Below are 22976 nucleotides of genomic sequence, written 5' to 3'. Positions count from 1 at the left end.
TAAAGCAACTGTATAAATCTTAAAACAGCGGCGTTGAAGCCAAAAAAGGTAAAAAAAGAAACAGTTTAAATTCTTTTTCTTTACTTTTGCAACGTCTCGGAAGACGGGGAGTGTCTCCGGCGACATTCAAGGCGAATTTTTAAAAACAATCCATAAAACCCATTCGATGAAAGCAAAAACACTTATTTTAGGCGTAATCGCCACGGCCCTGCCAGCATTCGGCATGGCCGGCAACGAGCTGGACATGGTTGTCGGCACCTATACCGGTGCTGGCAGTGAAGGCCTCTATTCCTTCAGTTTCAATCAGGCTACCGGTGTCGCCCGGTTACGCAGTACGCTGGAGGTGAAGAATCCGTCTTATCTGGCCTTCGCCCGTGACGGACGGCATCTCTATGCCGTCAGCGAGAACAACGACGCGACGGCAGCTCTCAACAGCATCGCCTTTGATCCCGTGACGGGGAATATGTCGTACATGAACTCTCAGCTGACCTATGGCAAAGATCCCTGTTATGTCGACACAGACGGGAAAGTGGCTCTTACGGCCAACTATTCGGGCGGCAGCCTCTCCGTATTTCCCATTCTGCAGAACGGAACACTGGCAAAGATGACGATGCAGTTCGCCGGTTACAAGGGTGGTCCGGACCGTTCCCGGCAGGCCACGCCGCATATCCACTGTGTGTGCTTTGCCCCTGACGGTTTCGTACTGGCAACGGATTTCAGCGCCGACCAGATTCTCTCTTTCCGTTACGACAAAGAGAAAGGTACGCTCTCGGCCTACGGTATCGCCGCACACGTGAAGAGAGGGTCGGGGCCACGCCATCTTGTCTTCGCACCCGACGGCAGGCACGCTTATCTCATCAGCGAGCTGTCAGGCAAGATAACGGTCTTCGACTATGCCAAGGGCGATCTGCGGGAGACGCAGACCATCCTCGCCGACGATGCCCATGCGAGAGGCGGAGCCGACATACACATCAGTCCTGACGGCCGGTTCCTGTATGCCAGCACACGGCTGAAGGAGGATGGCATCACCCTCTTCAGGGTCGAGTCGACCGGAAAGCTCGTCAGGATAGGGAAGTGCCGTACGGGGAGCCATCCACGTAATTTCGTCATTACACCCAATGGGAAATACCTGCTTGTAGCCTGCCGGGATGCCGACAGGATACAGGTGTTCAGCCGTGACAAGTTTACAGGTCAGCTGCATGATACCCGGCAGGACATCCGTCTGAGCCGTCCGGTCTGCATACGGTTCTGCCCGGCAAGTTGAGCGGAAACCGGTCTGACCATTCTATATTGAGGAAGCCGGCCGCTTTCCCGCAGCCGCTTCTCTTCGGGGAGTTCCTGTCTGCTACAAGCACTTGCTTGTAGAGGCAGGAACTCTGCGATTGGATTTTTGCCTTGAGAACAGGTTTTGTGACAAATCCATAACGGGCTTTCTTTTAGTGAATTCTTCCTCCTTATAGTCCCGCATCTTAACGTTTCCGGGTCTCTTGGGCGTATTCCCAAGGGCAAATGGCCCAAGGCCTGCGGATTGTCTCTCCATCGAATCGAATCCCTGATTTATGCCACCAACGGAGCCTTGGCGGCACCCGGTTCTGAACTCAAGATTAATTTTGTCCTTGTGACTTAGTATAAATTGTTTTTACGGCTTGTTTGTTCAAATAGGGCAGGGTCAAGTATTTATAAACGGAGATGATGATACTGAACAGAAGTTTCTTCGTCTCTCACGCTTTTGGGTCTCTGCCGGCAAATTCAACTGACAATGCTTGCATATCTGAAAGAAACAGGCTATCTTTGCTGGGACAAAGTGACCTGCATGAAGATGAGACAATATTTCTATCTGACCCTCCTTACGCTCCTTCTCATGGCCTGCACGGCAGACAGCGGGAAGAAATATGTGATCGGTGTCTCACAGTGTTCGGAAGACATCTGGCGTGACAAGCTCAACAGCGAGCTGGTCATGAGTACCTACCAGCACGACAACATTACTTTGAAGTTCGCCTCGGCCAATGACAACGACCGGCTGCAGGCGAAGCAGATCAGCCAGTTCGTCAAGGATGGGGTCGACCTGCTTATCGTCTCCCCCAACCAGATACATACCATCTCTTCCGTCATCGACGAGGCTTATGACAGGGGAATCCCTGTCATCCTGTTCGACCGCAAGACCGACTCGAAGAAGTACACGGCTTTCATCGGGGCAGACAACTACGAGGCAGGGCACGAGATGGGTGCGTTCATTGCCCGGCAGCTGAAGGGAAAGGGCAATGTCGTAGAGATATGCGGACTGGAAGGGTCGTCGCCTGCCATCGAACGCAACCGCGGCTTCATGGATGCCGTCAGCGGTTTTCCGGGCATCAGGGTCGTCGACCGGCGCTATGCCGACTGGCTGAAAGACCGTGGGGCGGCTGCAATGGACAGCATTCTGGCTGGTGGACAGCACGTGGATTATGTCTTTGCACAGAACGACCGCATGGCGATCGGTGCCTTGCAGGCGGCAGAACGGCATGGCATAAGGGGAATGAGGATTGCAGGCATTGACGCTCTTCCCGTCCCCGGAGGCGGTATGGAGAACGTTCGCGACGGCAGGATGGAGGCTTCCTACATCTATCCGACCCGCGGCGACCTCGTCATGCAGCTGGCCGTCAATATCCTTGAGAAGAAGCCTTACCGGCGCGACAATTACCTGAAGGGTGCTCTTGTCACCCGCGACAATGCCAACGTGCTGCTCATGCAGAACGAGGAGATGAAGAAGCAGACGGCTCATCTCAATTCACTCCATGGCAAGGTGGATGTCTATCTGGCACAGTATAACCACCAGAAGGTGTATCTCCTGCTTTTCAGTGTCATCATCATCCTGCTGATTGGAATCATGGTCTATGCCTATTGGACAACCGTCATGCGCCGGCATATCGAGGAGGAGGCCACGACTGCCAAGCTGCAGTTCTTCACCAACATCAGCCATGAGCTGCGCACGCCGCTGACACTGATAGCCGACCCGGTGGAATACATCATCCATGATCCGAACCTTAGTCCACAGCAGCGCAATATGCTTCAGATCGTACAGCGCAATGTGGCTGTGCTCAGCCGGCTGGTGAGCGAGATACTTGATTTCCGCAAGATACAGAACGGAAAGATGCGTCTGCACCTCTCTGACTTCAATCTCTCCGAGTGTATGCGGCAGTGGCTCGACCTCTTCGCCACGTCGGCCCGGAAGAAGCACATCACCCTGCAGCTCAGCGTACCGTCTGCCCTACCCATGCGTGCCGACCGTGACAAGCTGGAGCGTATCTGCTACAATCTGCTCAGCAATGCCATGAAGTACACGCCCGAAGGAGGCTGCATCGGCTTTGCTGCTTCCGTGGAGGCCGCCAAAGTGAAGATTATGGTGAGCGACAATGGCTGCGGCATTGCACAGAACGACCTGCCTTATGTCTTCGACCGGTTTTATCAGGCCAGCAATGCCGGACATGGAACAGGCATCGGACTGGCACTGGTAAAGGCGTTTGCCGACCTGCATCACGGCGAAGTGACGGTGGAGAGCAAGGAGGGAGAAGGCTGCACGTTTACAGTCTGTATGCCGCTCTGTCAGCCCGGAGAGGTAAGTGTGCAGAGTTTCCGGCAGCCTGCCGCTCCCGTCATCGATATGGAAGAAAACACGGACGTGCCCAACCAGGCACGACATATCGACGACCTCATCCAGCCCGATGAGGCCGACAAGCCGGAAGTACTCGTAATTGATGACAACAGCGACATCCGCACTTACCTCCGTTCGGCACTCTCCCCTATGTATAAGGTGAGCGAGGCGGTCGACGGAAAGAGCGGGCTGGAGCTGGCACGTCGGATAATGCCCGATCTGGTCGTCTCGGACATCATGATGCCGGTCATGGACGGTCTGGAGTTCTGCCGTCAGTTGAAGCAGGATCCTGCCGTCAGTCACATCCCCGTCATCCTCCTTACCGCCCGGAGTCTTGACGAACAACGTGCCGAGGGCTATGAGTACGGAGCTGATGCTTATATCTCCAAACCTTTCTCGCTGCGGCTTCTTCTCTCACGCATAGACAACCTCATCCAGAGCCGGAAGAAACTCGGCCAGCTGTTCTCTAACAGTGATGGAACCGACGGTTTTGACAGGTTTGCGAACGAAACTGACAAGACTTTCATGACCCAGTTGCGCAAGATCATCCAGGAAAATCTCGGCGACAGCGAGTTCAATGTAGAGCGGATCGGCGATGAAATCGGCCTTTCCCGTGTGCAGCTCTATCGGAAGGTGAAAGCTCTGACGGGTCATTCTCCCGTCGAGATGCTGCGCAAGGCCCGCCTCGCCCGGGCCCGCCATCTGTTGCAGACCACCGACAGGACGGTGGCAGAAGTTGCGTATTCTGTGGGCTTTTCCACACCCAGCTATTTCTCGAAGTGCTACAAGGATGAGTTCGGAGAGAACCCGAAGCGGTAAGAATCCTTCCCTTTCAACTTTCACGGAGAGTACTGGGATGCACTTTTTACCACAAATCGTTCATTTGTTACAATTATTCTGTTCGGGTAACATTTGTTGCAGGCGGAGAACGATAATTGCATAAAGGTTTTCCTTAATTGATGGTAATTTTGTACAGAAAGTTCATAAACCCAGAATTACTAACATCAAACATTTTCTAATGGAAGACCTAAGGAAAATTATTTCAAGTGCAGTCTTGTTCATGTTCTGTTCGCTCCTCTATGCACAGAACAGAATCACTGCCAGTGGTACCATCGTAGATGAAACGGGTACGCCCGTCATCGGTGCTACAGTCATGGAGAAAGGTACTGCCAATGGAACCGTAACGGACATTGACGGTAACTTCAGTCTAAACGCCAGTGAGGGCACTCCTCTCACCATCTCTTACATCGGTTACTCCACCATCGAGGTGAAAGCGGCAGCAAAGATGAACATCCAGCTGAAGCAGGAAGCCAACGAGCTGAACGAAGTCATTGTGACAGGTTATACTACTCAGCGCAAGGCTGACCTGACCGGTGCCGTCGCTGTGATGGACATGAAAGGGGCGATGAGTAAGTCGGAGCCCAATATGCTCAGTTCCATGCAGGGAAAGCTGGCAGGCGTCAATATCGTTACGGATGCTGCTCCGGGCGGCGGTGGCTCGTCTATCCATGTTCGTGGCATGAGTACAATCAACGCTTCCAATCCGCTCTACATCATCGACGGTGTGGCTACCAGCGAGAACCTAAACTCTCTGAATCCGGCTGACATCGAGAGTATCCAGGTCCTCAAGGACGCTTCTTCCGCTTCTATCTACGGTAGCCGTGCTGCCAACGGTGTCATCATCATCACCACAAAGAAAGGCAAGGGCAACCGCTTGACCGTAAATTTGGACTACAGTTCATCGCTGCAGACTGTTGCCAAGACCTACAAGATGCTGAATGCAGAGCAGTGGGGACAAGCCTACTGGACAGCCAACAAGAACGCCGGCCTGCATCCCTCTCATCCGTTCTATGGCTCGGGTGACGAGCCGAGACTCGTCGAGTACCTTGATGCTGACCATAAGGTCAAGACTGCTGATACCGACTGGCAGAATGAGGTCTACTCTCCTGCATGGACTCACAATCTCAGTGCCAGTGTACAGAACGCATCAGAAAAAGGCTCTATGCTCTTCAGTGCCAATTACATCAATCAGAACGGTTTGATCGACAAGACTTTCTACCGCCGCTATAGTGTCCGCCTGAACTCTGATTACAATATCTCGAAGTATGTGAAAGTAGGCGAGAACCTCATGGTGAGCCAGTGGTCGAATCTCGGTGTTTCCACCAATGCCGACCGCGGTATTCCTTACACAGCCATGCGTCAGCACCCGGCCATCCCAGTCTACGATGCCAACGGCAACTTCACCTCGCCGATGAAACTTGCCAGTTCCGACATCGCCAACCCGGTACAGGAAATCTATAATGCCCGTAACAACGAGAACAGCAGCTGGCGTATCTTCGGCAACGGTTATCTGGAAGTATATCCTGTCAAAGGCCTGACCTTGAAGAGCAATGTTGGTTATGAACACGTACAGTACAAGAATCAGACGCTTGGTCGCAAAGTCCTTGCGAGCGACAACAACAGCGTGGACCGTGGATATGGTGAAGGCGACACTTTCACATGGACCAATACGGCCAACTATCTGCTTGACCTCAATGACCGCCATCACTTCAACTTCCTCTTCGGTACGGAATTCATCAAGTACAAGTTCGATGGATTCAGTGCTTTCCGAAACGGTTATGCCTTTGAGGATGCTGACTACATGGTACTCGATGCCGGCGAAGGTACCCAGACCAACGGCGGCAACAAGAGCGAGTGGGCACTCTTCTCTCTCTTCGGAAAGATTGATTACAACTTCATGGACCGTTATCTCTTCAGTGCGACATTGCGCCGTGACCAGACTTCACGTCTCTTCAAGAACAACAACTCCGGTGTCTTCCCGGCCTTCTCGGCTGCCTGGCGTGTGTCGGAAGAGAAGTTCTTCCACAAAAACGATGTCTTGAGTGACCTGAAGGTGCGCATCGCTTGGGGGCAGAACGGCAACTCTGCCATCGATTCCCCTTACGCTTACTATACTACCTATGCCTATAACCTCGGTAATGGAAGCTACGACCTCAACGGTACCGGCAAGGATGTCGTCGGCGGCATGACCGTCAAGCGTATGGGTAACAAGGACCTCAAATGGGAGACGACCACACAGACGAACTTCGGCTTTGATGCACTTCTTCTCAAGAATACTCTCTCCCTGTCGTTCGACTACTACTGGAAGAAGACGCGCGATATGATTACTATTCCTCCGACACTTGCCGTTGCCGGCGAGAATGCCCAGTACTATATGAACACGGGTGACATGGACAACCATGGATGGGAAATGAACCTTGCCTATCACTCTCCACAGTATGGCGACTGGCAATGGAACGGCAGTTTGAACCTCTCCCATTACAAGAACAAGGTGACAAAGCTCAATGACAAGGTGAAGTCCATCGGTGGCGACTACCGCATCATGGAGGGACAGCCGATGGGCGTTTACTATGGCTACGTCTGCGACGGTATCTTCCAGAATGCCGAGGAAGTCGCTAACCACGCCGCCTATGCTGACGGTGTAAAACAAGTGGGACATCTGAAGTTTCGCAATCTGGACGGGAATGATGTCGTCAACGAAGCGGACCGCACCGTCATCGGCGACCCTAACCCGGACCTCTCGCTTGGCCTGAGCCTTAATGCGAACTACAGGAACTGGTCGCTTGATATGTTCTTCTCCGGAGACTTCGGCTTCGACATCTACAACACCACGAAGCGTCAGCTTGAGTTCATGAGCTACGGCGGTGTCAGTACCAACCGAAGCACAGACATCCTCGACGCATGGAGCACAAGCAATCCAGGCGCATCCATTCCGGCACTCTCGGTGGCCGACAACAGCAACGATGTGCGCATGAGCAACTACTTTCTTGAGGACGGATCTTACCTGAAACTGAAGTACATCAAGCTCTCTTACCGTTTCAGTGATGCTGTACTGAAGGCACTCCATGCCTCAGCCTTGAGCGTATATGGACAGGTTGAGAACATCTTTACCATCACCGGCTACAAGGGACTTGATCCGGAGGTGCCGCTTGGCGGTTACGGCGCACGCATCGACAACGGTCCGTACCCGCGTTCGAGAACCTTCACTCTGGGCGTGAACCTGACATTCTAAAGCAATTAAAAAAGACTTAAGCAATGAAAGCAAAATATAATAAGATAGCCATGGGCGCAGCAGTCCTGGCACTATCTCTTGCCGCTGTGTCCTGCAACGGTGAACTGGATTTGGCTCCGAAGGGGGAGATTACCAAAGAGCAAATCAACGACAACAGTATAGAGTCGCTCATGTCTGCCGCCTATGCCGGACTTGAATGCCACTTCTTCGGCAACAACGAGAGTTTCGCCGGTCCTATTACCAACTGGGTGTTCGACGTCCGTTCCGACGATGCCTACAAAGGCGGAGGAGGCATCTCCATGGAAGGTAACATCCACCAGCTGGAGGTAAGTAACATCTCTTCTGACAACCCGACCTGCCTCTTCAAGTGGGAGAACAACTATTACGCCATCTCGCGTGTACACAAGGCCATGAATGCCATCAAGGACTCGAAGCTCTCAGAGGCGGAGATGCGTGAGCTGATGGGAGAATTGAAGACACTCCGTGCCTACTTCTATTTCGACCTCAACCGTGTGTTCAGGAACATTGCCTACTTCGACGAAACGGAGAATCCCAACGGCAAGACCAATACCGAATTTACCAAAGCGGAGATTTATGAGAAGATTGAGACTGACCTGAAAGAAGCCATTGCTGTGCTGCCGGAGAACGCTACGCAGGTGGGACGTGTCAACAAATATGTCGCTGCCGCCATCCTTGCAAAGGTGTATGCACAGACCGGTGACTATGCCAACACGCTGACTTACGCCAACATGGTTGTCAATAGCGGAAAGTACGAGCTGTACGACAACTTCGGAGACATGAGCAAGATTGCCTTTAACAACAAGAAGGAGTCGATCCTTGCCATCCAGTTCTCAACAGCCAACAACAACGCCCACATCAACTGGAACAATCTGCTGAATACCACCTACAGCGACGGCAACCTCTTCGGCAACGGTGACGACTTTTTCCTTGCCAGCCAGAATCTCGTCAATGCTTTCCGTACAGATGCAAACGGACTGCCTTACCTTGACGGCACGTTCAACGATATCAGGCTGACAGATGATTATACCGACAACATCGACCCGCGCCTCGACTTCACCGTCGGACGCATCGGCTTCCCGTTCCGCGGGCACATCTACAACGACAAGTGGTGTCGTGCTAAGGACATCTATGGAGAGTATTCCGGCAAGAAGGGACTCATTGACCCATCTTCGCCGGATATGGTCAAAGGATTCCCCTGGGGGGCAAGTCCGCTGAACTTCATTCTCATCCGTTATGCAGACATCCTTCTTCTGAAGGCTGAGGCTGAAATAGAACTGAACCAGAATCTCGACGACGCACGCAGCATCATCAATCAGGTACGCCGAAAGGCAGCCCACTCCGTAGATGCCGGTTACAGTCCTGTCGACCTCGACCCGAACAAGGCAAGTTATTTTGTAGGCGAATACTCGGCAGCAGGCTGGACACAGGACTATGCCCGCAAGGCCGTACGCATGGAGCGCAGACTGGAGCTGGCGATGGAAGGACAACGCTGGTTCGACCTCGTCCGCTGGAACACCGTTGTACCGACGGTTAACACCTATATGCAGAGCGAGGCGCATCTCCGTCCTTACTACACGGGCTGCAGCATCAGTGAGAATGAAGTCTATCTTCCTGCACCTGTCTCTGAGGTTGACAACGCACAGGGACTGTACAAGTAAGGAGATAGGGGAGTTGAGGAGTTGAAGGAGTCAAGCCAATTGTATATAGGCATCTTGTCTTTGCTCTTGCAGGAGACAGGCGGATTGGTATAACTCGTGTAAAATCCATCACTCCCTTACTTCCTGTCATATTTCGATGACGAATCGAAGAAAATCTAACCAAACATCATAAAAGTATGAAAAAAATATTTTCAAGTCTCATCGCTTGCATGGCATTGGGCATGGGACTCACATCCTGTTCGGATGTAGATATTCCATCAGCTGTGACCCCCGAGAAGGTCAGCGGACTTAATGCCGATGTCGCTGGGCGCAACGTAACGCTCAGCTGGACGAATCCGGCCGAGGCTGTCGGCGTAAACCTATACAAGACCGATGCGCTGGGCGAACACCTGATCATTGGCAAGGACAGTCTCTTCACTAGTTATCTGGACAAGCATGTAGCTGTCAACCAGGATCTTGTCTATACGGTCAAGGCACGTTATGCAGACGGACGGGTGTCCGAGGGACAGTCCGTTACAAAGAACATTACCTACACCGCAAATACCAAGGTGGGCTATCTGATTCCATACAGCAACGTAAATGACATTCAAGATGATGATGAGAAAGCTGCTGCTACATGGTTTAAAAAGACTTACGCCAATGGGGTTATCCTCACACCTGCTGATCTTGACAACCTGTATCCTGATGAGTATAGCACTATCTGGATTCAGATTGACCGTGTAGGATTGGCTAAGGGCTGGGAGAACTTGCCTGCCGAACTTGTCAGCAACAAAGCTATTGCTGCACTGAAACAATATGTACAGGACGGTGGAAACTTACTCTTGACGAAACACGCAACACAACTTGCCGTTGCTATCGGTAGAATCAGAGACCGCTTTGCACCAGGCATATTCAGTGCTGGAGAAGGTGGGGTAGGTACAGACAATTGGACTATGCAGACCGTCATCGGTGTCGGGCAGGCGGAACCATACGACCATCGTTCACACAAGGCATTTGAAGGTCTGACCGTCAATCACGACTATCCACACGAGACTTTCGGACTGGAAGGGCCTGGGCTGCGTGAGGACCACAACTGTATGTGGGATTTGAATGCCTATGGACTGCCGCAGACATCACCGGCTGCCGGCAATGTAGTGAAGGCATTTGAAGGCGAAACCAGTTCGACCGTGCTTGCTACATGGGGACACGTTGAGGACTACTGCTGTGCCGGTGTGGTTGAGTTCAATCCCACAGCTACCTATGCCGGGCGTATCATTGCCATCGGTCTCTCTGCCTACGAATGGGATGAGAACGGCACTGCGAATACTTATCAAGGTAATATTGAGCGATTCACAAAGAACTGCATTGATTATCTGAAGTAGACGGTTAATATACATTTGTGCGAAGACCATCTGTATTACAAGAAAGGCCTTTGTAACATAGTATGATAGTTATTCGTCTAATTGTTGAGAATGTCTATCCCTTATACGGATGTAACAATATAAACAATATGAAAAAGCTAATTTCTATAACCATATTATCATTATTATCATTGTTCTTTGGATTTTCAACGGCCACAGCACAGCGCATTGGTTTTTTAATTCCCAATGAACTATTAGCAGATGATGATGAGAAAGCTGCACAGGAATGGTTTGAAAACAATGCGGCAACATTAGATGGGAAGATATTAAGACCCCATGACATCATAAATATAAATCCCTCTAAAACAAAGGTTATTTGGGTAAACATCGATCGTGTCGGATTGAAAAAAGGAAGTCTTCCATTTGATTGGGATACAATCAGTGCTCTTTCTAATTATGTCAAGGCTGGAGGAAATCTTTATCTTACAAAAGAGGCTGCACAGATTGTCTCTATGATAGGTAGAATTGAGTCAAAGTATGCGCCAAATATTTATGGGAATGGCATAGGTGGAAATAATCCTGATACATGGGGTATCAATGGGGTTATCGGAAGCCTTTATGATCATACATGCCATGCCATCTATGCTGGATTACGGACAGGGACATTCAACTACGGTCACACGGTTTATCCAATGATAGGCGATGGCATAAAAGAAGACCATAATTGTATGTGGGACTTCAATTGCAAAAGTTACGAGCTAACGGAAACCCCAGATAAAGTTTATGATTTTGAAACAAAGACAATATCGTCTGTGCTTGGGACATGGCAGCATGTAACAGACTTTGCCTGTACTGGACTTATCGAGTTTCTACCAACAGGAGAATACAAGGGAAGTGTTTTGGTGAACGGTATAGGTGCATACGAATTTCAACAGAATAAAACGAACAATCTCTATCAGGATAATATTTGGAAATTGACATATAACTCCCTTTCCTATCTCCGTGACAAGGATGCGGCCTTTCCTGATGAGAAAGACATACATCTATCATTGGATGGGACAGACAACAATATTACATGGAAAGGAGTTCATCCTATCGAGTATGTGTCTGCGGCTATAGGTGAAGGGCTGCGTACGGATGGGTATTCAAGTTATGGAATAGCCACAACTGATATGTCAGGTGTCAAAACAAAGGCTGTCAGTTTCTCTATATGGTGTGCCATTGAGACTTACCCGATTATGAATATCAATGAAGCAGAAAATACTCCGACCTATACGACCATTGCAGGAGACCTTGACAGGACTGCTAAGAAGGGCTTTTCCTTCCAATTATCATCACAAGGTGACTGGCGATTTGTTTGCTATGTAGGTGGATGGGAAACCATTCTTAAGTCTGATTCTAAGTTGCCAACTTATACATGGAATCACTTGGTTGCAACGATTGACAGAAATGCTAGGAAGTTAATACTTTATCATAATGGTAAGCAGGTGGCACAACGTACCATCAATAATGATTTCACGCCAGGCAATGGTGATATATATATAGGTAAATCAAGAGATGAGCTAAAGGCAGGACCATTTAACCTGAATGTCTTTAATGGGATTATTGATGATATTGATATATATAATAAGGTATTGACCCATGCTGAAATGGATGTTAAGAATGATACCCCTTCTTTCCCAGTCGCAGCTACCCGATTTGCAAAAGACCAGTTCCGTCCGATATACCATGGTATGCCGGCTGCCAACTGGACGAATGAGACACACGGCCTGACTTATTATAACGGCAAGTACCACGTATTCTTCCAGAAAAATGCCAACGGCCCTTACATGGCGCATCTACACTGGGGACATCTCACGAGTAAGAACCTCACCGACTGGACGGAGGAGCGGATTGCCGTTGCACCGGGTGAGAACTACGATCTGAAAGGTTGCTGGAGCGGTGCACTGATGTTGGTCAATGGAAAACCGAATATCATCTATACAGGTGTTGACAATGCCAGAGCGCGTATCATCCAGGCTGAGCCTGTTGATGAGGACTTGGCGGAATGGAACAAGAAAGGTGTCATCATCGACGGCTGTCCGCAGGGGCTGAGCGACGACTTCCGTGATCCTTTTTACTTTGAAGCCAACGGGGAGAAATATATCGTTGTGGGTGCAGCAAAGAACGGAGTGGGGGCCTGCACGCTGCACCGTCTCGTCAATGGCACGTGGAGTAATGACGGAAAGATATTTTTTCAGGGTACTAATACCACGATGTCCGGTACGTTCTGGGAGATGCCGACTGTAACCAGGATGGGAAACAAGTGGCTTTTTACCGCAACACCACTGAACACGGGCGGTGGAGTGCGTACACTCTACTGGACAGGGAACATCAATGTGGATGGGACTTTCAACCCTGACAGCCCGACACCACATCAGCTGGAACTCGAAGGAAGCAGCCACGACGGTTATGGACTACTGTCTCCGAGTATCATGCAGAAAGACGGCAGGACGATACTCATGGGTATCGTACCAGACAAGCTGCGGTCAGAAGACAACTACGACATGGGATGGGCACATACCTACAGCTTCCCGCGAGAAGTGACTCTTTCGGCTGACGGCATGCTTATGCAGAAGCCTTATGATGTGGCCGTGGCTGGTCTCCGCATCGGTGCAAGCGTCAACAAGCCAGCTTTCCAGCTGAACGGTACGGCATCACTGACTCCAGTAAGCGGACGTGCCTTCATGGTAAACGCAACGTTCTCGGCTGCTCATGCTGCTTTTGGCATTCAGTTCCTCGACGGTGCAAAGGTCGTTGTCGACCCTAACGACAACAGCGTGACGGTAAACGTAGCCGCCATGGCCCGCAGGTCCAACGACAACGGAACGTACAACGGAGTGTACAGAGGTTTCCTGCCTGTAAACATCAGGAATACGGATGTGAAGCTCAACATCTTTTTCGACCATAGTATTCTGGATGTTTTCGTCAATGACAGTTACGCTTTCTCCGTACGTCTCTTCCCGACTGATGATGCGGCAGACGGCGTGAGCCTCTTTTCCGATGGGATGACAACTGTCAGGAATGTGCAGGCTTCAGTGATTGACAACAAGGGGACAACTGGAGTCAGACTGACATCAATGCGTATCCCGAATGGATGCAAGGCCGTCTATAACCTTCAGGGAGAACAGATGGGAAACGACATGGGAAATGGCAGAAGCCTTCCTCATGGTCTTTACATTCAGAACGGAAAGAAGCGGATTGTCAGGTAGCTGACAGTTTACGGGCGACAGTTGACAGTCGATGCCATCAGTATTTCAACAGAAAGACAGGAGAACCGTCAGGCTAAGTGTCAGGCAGCAAAGCAAGGATTTATTTCTGCATCAAGATGGCTGTAAAGTTAAATGTTTTGTGTAATTTTGTAGCACAATACGAACAACCATAAACTATCTTGCCTCATGAAACCAAGACACTTATGCAGCCTGCTGATTCTCCTGTTTCTGTTTATGTCCTGCAGTGAGACACCGCGTTACACTATCGGTGTGTCCCAGTGCAGCGATGACGGATGGCGGAAGAAGGTAAACCGGGAGATACGTATCGGACAGTATCAGTATGGCGATGTCGAGGTCAGGATAACCAATGCCGACAACAAGGACGACCGTCAGGTGAGACAGATTGACTCGCTGGTCAGGGAGAAGGTAGACCTTCTTGTGGTGGCACCGAGCAACATCGAGACCGTTACGCCGGCCATTGACCGGGCTTACAAGAGCGGGATTCCCGTAATTGTCTACGACCGCAAGACGGCTTCACGCAATTATACGGCTTACATCGGGTCGGACAACGTGGAGATAGGACGTATCATCGGAAGGTTCATTGCCGCCAGTCTTAAAGGAAAAGGAGACGTTGTAGAGATTACCGGACTGGACGGCTCGTCGCCTGTCAGCGAACGGCACAAAGGCTTTATGGAGGTCATGCGCTCTTTCCCTCGCATCACAGTTCATACCATCCATGGCGACTGGAAGACTTCAACAGCCCGGAGACTGATGACGGATTATCTGAGGAGTGGCAAGCCGGCAGACTATGTCTTCGGACACAATGACGGTGAGGCGTACGGTGCCTACCTGGCAGCCAAGGAAGCGGGGAAGACACGGAGCATGAAGTTTGTCGGTATCGACGGACTGCCGGGACCGGGTGAGGGAATCGATTATGTGCGCAAAGGAATCCTCAACGGTACTTTCATCTATCCCACCAAAGGCGAGGCTATCGTCTCACTTGCCATGAAGATTCTTACACACCGCCCCTACAAGCGGGAGAACCTGCTGCATTCGACGATTGTAACGGCCGAGAACGCGGAGGTCGTCACCATGCAGAACCAGGAGATAGAGGAACAGAGCAAAAACCTCGATACAATCTACAACCAGATTGACACCTATATCCGCAGAGCACAGAGCCAGCGTATGATCATCGTTCTCTCCGCAGTCGTCATCCTGCTGCTGCTGACAACGATCGTCGTCTTCTACCGTTATATGAAGGAAAAGAACCGGGTCAGCCGAAAGACACAGGAACTGGCCGAGCAGCGTATCGACTTCTTCACCCGTGCCAGTCACGAACTGCGTACCCCATTGACGTTGGTCGTCGATCCGCTGGCACGTGCGCTTTGTCTGCCGCAGGTGAAGGGAGAGCTTCGCCAGCTGTTGGAAATGGCGTACGGCAACACCCGCACCCTGCTCCGCATTACCGGAAGTCTGACGGAAGACGAGCATATCATGGAAGAACTTGTCGATGACAACACGGACGGAGTACGGAAGGACAATCTGCGACGACAGATAATGGACAATGCCGACGACGACCGCATGACGGTGCTTGTCGTAGACGACAACAAGGATATCCGGGCGTATCTCCAGCTGACGTTACAGGACACTTATCGGGTGCTTCTCGCCTCTGACGGCAGGCAGGGGCTGCAGCTTGCAAAGGAGAATATACCCGATCTCATCGTGAGTGATGTCATGATGCCGGTCATGGACGGGCTGGAACTGTGCCGTCGTATCAAGGACGAGACGCTCACCGCACATATCCCTATACTTCTTCTTACCGCCCGTTCGCAGGAGTCGCAGCGTATTGAAGGCTATGCTACGGGAGCCGACGCTTATATCACCAAGCCCTTTTCCGGGAAACTGCTGAAGGTCCGTATCGGCAATCTTCTGCAGAACCGCAAGCGGCTGCATCAGCTCTTTGCAAGTAACGATATTGATGGAACCGGTGAAAACAGACCCTCTCCCTTGGGTGGAAGAGACCGGGAATTCATCCGTATGCTCAACGATACTTTGCACCGCAATATCGCTAACCCGAAGCTGAAAGTGGAGGATATCGGCGATGAAATGGGACTAAGCAGGGTGCAGCTGTACCGTAAAGTAAAAGCATTGACAGGGCTTACGCCTAATGAACTCATCCGCAAGACCCGTCTGCAGGAGGCCTGCCGTCTGCTCAAGACGACGGACGGCACCATCCAGGAGATAGCCTTCAGCGTCGGCTTCTCTACGCCGGGCTATTTCACTACTTGCTTCAGACAGGAATTCGGGATGTACCCTAACGATGCCAGGGACAGATGAACGACCGGCGGCAGCCTGTCCGTCCCCTTCTGTCCCGCCTGTATGCGTATGACCGCCGGGAATCTGCCGGCTTTAAGATTCTTGACAAAAGGTTCGAGTATTGTTACACGAAACATTTGTTTTACTCCTTGAACGGTAATTATTCTAGAAAGGCTTTCTATATTATTTATCTTTGCAGCCAGAAGACTAATTACAAAACATCGTATTACTAACTATTAAAAGTATGAGACATTTATCGCGAGTAATCACGAGTCTGCTGTTTCTGCTGTGTTGTGCCGGGGCAATGGCGCAAAACACAGATGTCAGCGGAAAGGTGATGGACGAACAGGGAGAACCTGTCATCGGTGCATCGGTCGTACAGAAAGGTACTTCCAATGGAACCGTCACCGACATTGACGGTAATTTTGCGTTCAAGGCACCGCAGGGTTCCACAATCGTTGTATCTTATATAGGATATAAGAATGTGGAGCTGAAAGCCGGGACGGGACTGAAAGTGCAGCTGAAGACGAACGCCAGCGAGCTGAACGAGGTGGTCGTGACCGGTTACACCACCCAGCGCAAGGCCGACCTGACAGGCGCCGTGTCGGTGGTCAGCGTCGACGAACTGGCCAAGCAGAACGAGAACAACCCCATGAAGGCACTGCAGGGCCGTGTTCCGGGTATGAACATCTCGGCAGACGGCTCTCCTTCCGGTTCGGCCACTGTCCGTATCCGTGGTATCGGAACGCTGAACAACAACGATCCTCTTTATATCATTGACGGCGTGCCTACCAAAGCCGGTATGCACGAACTGAACGGCAGCGACATAGAAAGCGTGCAGGTGCTGAAGGATGCGGCTTCCGCCTCCATCTACGGTAGCCGTGCGGCCAACGGTGTGATCATCATCACAACCAAGAAAGGCAAGGAAGGCAGGGTGAAAGTCGACATCGACGCTTCTGTTGCCGCCTCCATGTATGCACACAAGATGGACGTCCTCAATGCCAGGGAGTACGGTCAGGTAATGTGGCAGGCATACGTCAATGACGGCATGGACCCGAATACGAACGGTCTGGGTTACCGTTACGACTGGGGCTACAATGCACAGGGGAATCCGGTGCTGAATGCCGTCACGATGCGCAAGTATCTTGATGCGGCAGGCACGACCCCGGCTGCTGATACCGACTGGTTCGACGAGACGACCCGCACAGGTGTCGTCCAGAACTACAATGTTGCGGTAAGCAGCGGTTCCGACCGCCATGCTTCCTATTTCTCTTTGGGCTACTACAAGAACCTCGGCATCATCAAGTCGTCCGACTTCGACCGCTATTCGGCCCGCATGAATACGGAGTACAAGCTCATCAAGGACGTGCTGACCATCGGCGAGCACTTCACTCTGAACCGTACCTCCGAGGTACAGGCACCGGGAGGTTTCCTCGAAAATGTACTGCAGTTCAACCCCTCACTCCCGGTCTACACGGAAAAAGGCGACTACGCAGGTCCTGTAGGCGGCTATCCCGACCGTGAGAACCCTGTCGCACGTCTTCACCGCAACAGCGACAACCGGTACATCTACTGGCGTACCTTCGGTGATGCCTACGTCAATCTCCATCTCTTCAAAGGCTTCAACCTCCGCTCAACTTTCGGTCTGGACTATGCTCAGAAGCAGCAGCGTTTCTTCACCTATCCTGTCACGGAAGGAAACGTGGCCAATCCCAAGAACGCCGTCGAGGCGAAGCAGGAACACTGGACGAAATGGATGTGGAATGCCGTTGCGACCTATAACTTCCAGGCTGGGAAGCATCACGCCGATGCCATGGCAGGTATCGAGCTGAACCGTGAAGACGACAATTACTTCTCCGGTTACAAGGAAGACTACCTCATTCTGAACCCTGACTATATGTGGCCGGATGCCGGTACAGGCACGGCGCAGGCTTACGGCGGCGGCGGCGGTTATTCGCTTGTTTCCTACTTCGGCAAGCTGAACTACAACTATGCTGACAGGTACCTCGCCTCTTTCACCCTTCGTTATGACGGCTCTTCCCGCTTCGGAAAGAATAACCGGTACGCAACATTCCCCTCTGTATCGCTGGGCTGGCGCATCAATCAGGAGAAGTTCCTGAAAGCGGCACGGTGGCTGAACGACCTGAAGCTGCGTGCTTCATGGGGTGCGACCGGTAACCAGGAGATTTCAAATATCGCCCGTTACACCGTCTACGTCAGCAACTACGGCGTGAACGAGAACGGCGGACAGAGCTACGGGACCTCCTACGACATTGCCGGAACGAACGGCGGACGCCAGCTTCCCAGCGGCTTCAAGCGCAATCAGCTCGGAAACAACGACATCAAGTGGGAGACGACCACGCAGACCAACCTCGGTCTGGACTTCTCCCTGTTCAACGCCACCCTCTATGGCAGCTTCGACTGGTATTACAAGAAGACCAGGGACATTCTCGTGCAGATGGCGGGTATCGCGGCGATGGGCGAAGGCAGCACGCAGTGGATCAATGCCGGCGAGATGGAAAACCGTGGCGTTGAGTTCAATGCAGGCTACCGGAAGACGACCTCCGGCGGATTCCATTATGACATTACGGGCAACATCAGCACCTACCGCAACAAGATTACGGCCCTCCCGGCAACGGTCGCTGCCAACGGTACATTCGGCGGCAACGGCGTGAAGAGCGTTATCGGTCATCCGATGGGAGCGCAGGTAGGGTATGTCGCCGACGGCATCTTCAAGAGCCAGGACGAAATAGACAATCACGCAAGACAGGACGGTGCGGCACTGGGACGTATGCGCTGGAAGGACCTCAATGGCGACAACGTCATCACGGAGGCTGACCAGGACTGGATTTACGACCCGACACCGGACTTCTCCTACGGCTTCAATGTCTATCTTGAATACAAGAACTTCGACTTCACGATGTTCTGGCAGGGAGTACAGGGTGTTGACATCATCTCCGACCTGAAGAAGCAGACAGATATCTGGGCCGGTCTCAACATCGGCTTCCTCAACAAGGGACACCGCCTTCTCGATGCCTGGAGTACGGAAAATCCGGGAAGTGACATCCCGGCACTGTCACTCTCCGATAACAACAATGAGAAGCGTGTATCGACCTATTGGGTTGAAAACGGGTCTTATCTGAAGCTGCGCACCATCCAGCTGGGCTATAACCTCCCGGCGAGTGTGGCCGGCCGTCTTGCCATGCAGCGTCTGCGCTTCTATGTCAGTGCACAGAATCTGCTGAGCATTCACAGCAAGAACTTCACGGGGGTCGACCCGGAGAACCCGAACTACGGTTATCCGATTCCGCTCAACATCACCTTCGGCATTAATGTCACCTTCTGAAAAGACGGCCGGACAGCATTGTTCCCAACCGGTCGGGAACAGGATTCCCAAGCACCGGGAACAGGATTCCCGAGCCTTGGGAACAGGATTCCCAGGTACTGGGAACACGGGACAGACAGCTGTCCGGCTGTACACAAGAAGCTGAAAACGGAACCTGAAAGAAGACAGTCTTTCAGACAGCAGTAATATCCTAATTTAAACAACAACAATGAAAAAGATAATATATTCAGCACTTATGCTTGCAGCGTTAGGCATGACCAGCTGTTCAGACTTCCTGGACGACCAGAAGCCGCAGGCAACCTTGAGCGACGAACAGGTGAAGGAAGCAAACCATGTTGACGAGCTTGTCATCTCGGCGTATGCCATCTACATCTCGGCAGAGGACATCAACTCCTCCTTCTCCATGTGGAACTTCGATGTACGCAGCGACGATGCCTACAAGGGCGGCAACGGCACGAGCGACGGCGACGTGTTCCATCAGCTGGAGGTGGAGCAGGGCGTATTGACGACGAACTGGAACATCAGCGATATGTGGCAGCGGCTGTACAACTGCATCTCACGTGTGAATACGGCCATTGCACTGCTCGACCAGACCGATGCAGCCGTCTATCCGCAGAAGGCGGAACGTCTGGCCGAAATGAAGTTCCTCCGTGCCTACGGGCATTTCCTTCTGAAGCGTCTGTACAAGAACATACCGTTCATCATGGATGCTACCCTGAGTACGGAGCAGTACAACACGCTCTCCAACCGTGCCTATACGAACGACCAGGGCTGGCAGCTGATCATCGACGACCTGATGGAAGCCTACAAGACGCTGCCTGTCCGTCAGGCAGACAAGGGGCGTCCAACGAAGGCCGCCGCTGCGGCATTCCTCACCAAGGTCTATATGTACAAGGCTTACCATCAGGACGACGAGAACTCGAATGAGGTGACCGCCATTTCCAAGGAGGACCTGCAGAAGGCTGTCGAATTCAGCGATCCTGCCATCTACGCAGCCGGAGGATATGGTCTGGAGAGCGACTTCCACAACAACTTCCGTCCTGAGCCGCAGTTTGAGAACGGAAAGGAGAGCCTGTGGGCTATGCAATATTCCATCAATGACGGCACGAAGAACGGCAATCTGAACTGGAGTTACGGACTGATCGTGCCGAACATCCCCGGTGTGACGGACGGTGGCTGCGACTTCTACAAGCCCAGCCAGAATCTTGTCAACGCTTACCGTACGGATGCTGACGGGCATCCTTATATCGGTACTTTCAATAACAAGGACTATGACAAGACAACCGACTATGCCGACCCGCGCCTTTTCCTGACGGTCGGCATCCCCGGACTGCCCTACGAGTTCAATGCCAAGTACATCATGGACCGCAGTGCCGTATGGAGCCGGAGCAACGGACTCTACGGCTACTATGTCACCCTGAAGCAGAATGTAGACCCTGAAAGTCCTTATCTGAAGAAGGGTGCATGGTGGGGCACATCGGAGAACCGCATCGTCTTCCGTTATGCCGACGTGCTTCTGGAACGTGCGGAGGCATTGGTACAGCTGAACGACGGACGTATCAACGAAGCCATCGGCCTCGTCAACGAAATCCGCAACCGTGCCAAGCAGAGCACGGGGGCTATCAGCAACTATCAGACGGACTACGGTGTCAGGCTGAACATCGCACCGTATACAGGTACATACAACCAGGCGGAAGCCCTCCGTATCGTCAAGATGGAACGCCGTCTGGAGATGGGAATGGAGTCGGAACGCTTCTTCGACCTCGTAAGATGGGGTGAGGCTGCGACCGTCCTGAACAAGTACTTTGCCGAAGAGGCTGACAACTGCTCCATCTACAGCAGTGCCCACTTCACCAGGAACAAGAACGAGTACCTGCCCATCCCTTATGCACAGATAGCGGCTTCCAACGGACATTACACACAAAACATAGGAGAATGGTAATCATGAAGACGAAGATAACAACACTTTTCATCGGTCTCATCGCCCTTTTGGCTTTGGGCAGCTGCAGCGATGACAATGTTTCCGACCTGCAGTTGAATGGACTTTGTTCGGTGGATACTGTCGCACTGGACACTTATGCCGGAACAGTCGACCAGACGACCCGCACGATTACCGTGCGTGTTCCGGAGACTTACGACATCTCGAACATGACGGTCAGCCGGCTCGGATTGAGCAGCGGAGCGGTCAGTAACATCAAGGAGGGCGACAAGCTCAACATGACGACACCCCAGCTGCTGAGCGTCAGGAACGGTGATGTGTTCCTCGACTGGACACTCAGGGTGATGCGTGACGAAGCCAAGATCACGTCGTTCAAGATCAACGGCATCTACAACGGAGTGATCGACGAGACACACAAGACCATTGCCGTCTATGTCCCGAACACGCTCGACCTTCATGCGCTGACGCCTACGCTGACGCTCAGTGCCCATGCGACTGTCAGCCCCGCATCAGGCGTTGCCACAGACTTCACGTCTCCTGTGACCTATACGGTCAGGAACAACACCGCCTCTGCCACTTATACCGTGACCGTAACGGCTATCGGCAAGCCGTCGGCCGTGTTCGTAGGACTGGCTTCTACGATGAACGACCTCAACCCGGAGGAACTGACCGCCTGCAAATGGATGCTGCAGAACATCCCCAACTCACTCTACGTGTCGTTCAAGGACATCAAGAACGGTACTGTCGATCTCAGCGCATGCAAGGTCATCTGGTGGCATTACCACAAGGACGGCGGTGTCGACGGCAAGGAAGCCTTCGAGCATTCTGCCCCCGAAGCTGTCGATGCTGCTGTAGCATTGCGCGACTATTACAACAACGGCGGCTCCTTCCTTTTCACCCGTTATGCAACGAATATGCCGGCGGAAATCGGTGCTGTCGCCAACAACGCTGTTCCGAACAACTGCTGGGGGCAGAACGAGGCGGATGCCGAAAAGGTGAACGGCCCATGGAACTTCTTCATCCAGGGACATACGAATCACCCGCTCTTCCAGAACCTCGTCATGAAGAATGGCGAGCCGAACGTGGTCTATACCTGTGATGCCGGCTACCGCATCACCAACTCTACTGCCCAGTGGCACATCGGTGCCGACTGGGGAGGCTACGCTGATTACGGCAAGTGGCGTGCAGAGACCGGCGCACAGGACATTGCTTACGGCGGTGACGGTGCCGTAGTGGCATGGGAGTTCTCGGCCAACGGGACAAAGGGAAAGATACTCTGTATCGGCTCCGGCTGTTACGACTGGTACAGTATTGACGACGTGGCTTCTTACTATCACGACAACATCGCCAGGATGACCCTGAACGCCTTCAACTACCTTATGAACAATTAACAACAGAACAG

Annotated in this window: 10 protein-coding genes and 1 pseudogene; all 11 read left to right on the top strand. The window is 52.1% G+C overall.

The window, feature by feature from the left end; all coding sequences use genetic code 11:
- Nucleotides 1-166: 166 nt before the first annotated feature.
- The 11 genes and pseudogenes from DYH27_RS07395 (at nt 167) to DYH27_RS07350 (ending at nt 22965) form a co-directional block, all read left to right on the top strand.
- The gene (locus DYH27_RS07395) at nt 167-1264 is read left to right on the top strand and encodes a lactonase family protein (protein ID WP_025067123.1); all 1098 of its coding nucleotides are present in this window, start codon (nt 167-169) and stop codon (nt 1262-1264) included.
- Between the two features lie 549 nt (nt 1265-1813).
- A complete protein-coding gene (locus DYH27_RS07390) occupies nt 1814-4450 on the top strand; it encodes a hybrid sensor histidine kinase/response regulator transcription factor (RefSeq protein WP_025067124.1) in 2637 nt (878 codons plus the stop codon).
- 199 nt (nt 4451-4649) lie between these two features.
- Nucleotides 4650-7703 (top strand): SusC/RagA family TonB-linked outer membrane protein, encoded by a 3054-nt coding sequence (locus tag DYH27_RS07385; protein WP_029216318.1) that lies wholly within the window; start codon nt 4650-4652, stop codon nt 7701-7703.
- A gap of 23 nt (nt 7704-7726) precedes the next feature.
- A complete protein-coding gene (locus DYH27_RS07380) occupies nt 7727-9382 on the top strand; it encodes a RagB/SusD family nutrient uptake outer membrane protein (protein ID WP_025067125.1) in 1656 nt (551 codons plus the stop codon).
- A 176-nt stretch (nt 9383-9558) separates the two neighbouring features.
- Entirely contained in the window at nt 9559-10743 is a 1185-nt protein-coding gene (locus DYH27_RS07375) for a DUF4960 domain-containing protein (protein ID WP_004353953.1), read from the top strand.
- A gap of 62 nt (nt 10744-10805) precedes the next feature.
- A pseudogene (locus tag DYH27_RS13745) lies at nt 10806-11663 on the top strand (DUF4960 domain-containing protein); the annotation flags it as partial.
- Between the two features lie 33 nt (nt 11664-11696).
- Entirely contained in the window at nt 11697-13973 is a 2277-nt protein-coding gene (locus tag DYH27_RS07370; protein ID WP_231559219.1) for a LamG-like jellyroll fold domain-containing protein, read from the top strand.
- Nucleotides 13974-14159: 186 nt separating this feature from the next.
- Nucleotides 14160-16310 carry a substrate-binding domain-containing protein gene (locus tag DYH27_RS07365; RefSeq protein WP_025067128.1) on the top strand — a complete coding sequence of 717 codons (2151 nt, stop codon included), beginning with the start codon at nt 14160-14162 and terminating at the stop codon, nt 16308-16310.
- A gap of 223 nt (nt 16311-16533) precedes the next feature.
- Nucleotides 16534-19635 (top strand): SusC/RagA family TonB-linked outer membrane protein, encoded by a 3102-nt coding sequence (locus DYH27_RS07360; RefSeq protein ID WP_029216320.1) that lies wholly within the window; start codon nt 16534-16536, stop codon nt 19633-19635.
- A gap of 208 nt (nt 19636-19843) precedes the next feature.
- The gene (locus DYH27_RS07355; RefSeq protein ID WP_029216321.1) at nt 19844-21577 is read left to right on the top strand and encodes a RagB/SusD family nutrient uptake outer membrane protein; all 1734 of its coding nucleotides are present in this window, start codon (nt 19844-19846) and stop codon (nt 21575-21577) included.
- Nucleotides 21571-22965 carry a DUF4960 domain-containing protein gene (locus DYH27_RS07350; protein WP_025067129.1) on the top strand — a complete coding sequence of 465 codons (1395 nt, stop codon included), beginning with the start codon at nt 21571-21573 and terminating at the stop codon, nt 22963-22965. The genes DYH27_RS07355 and DYH27_RS07350 overlap by 7 nt, the downstream gene beginning before the upstream one ends.
- Nucleotides 22966-22976: the final 11 nt, after the last annotated feature.

It is taken from the genome of Prevotella denticola, from assembly GCF_900454835.1.
Taxonomy (GTDB): domain Bacteria; phylum Bacteroidota; class Bacteroidia; order Bacteroidales; family Bacteroidaceae; genus Prevotella; species Prevotella denticola.
This window is presented reverse-complemented; position numbering and strand designations above follow the sequence as displayed.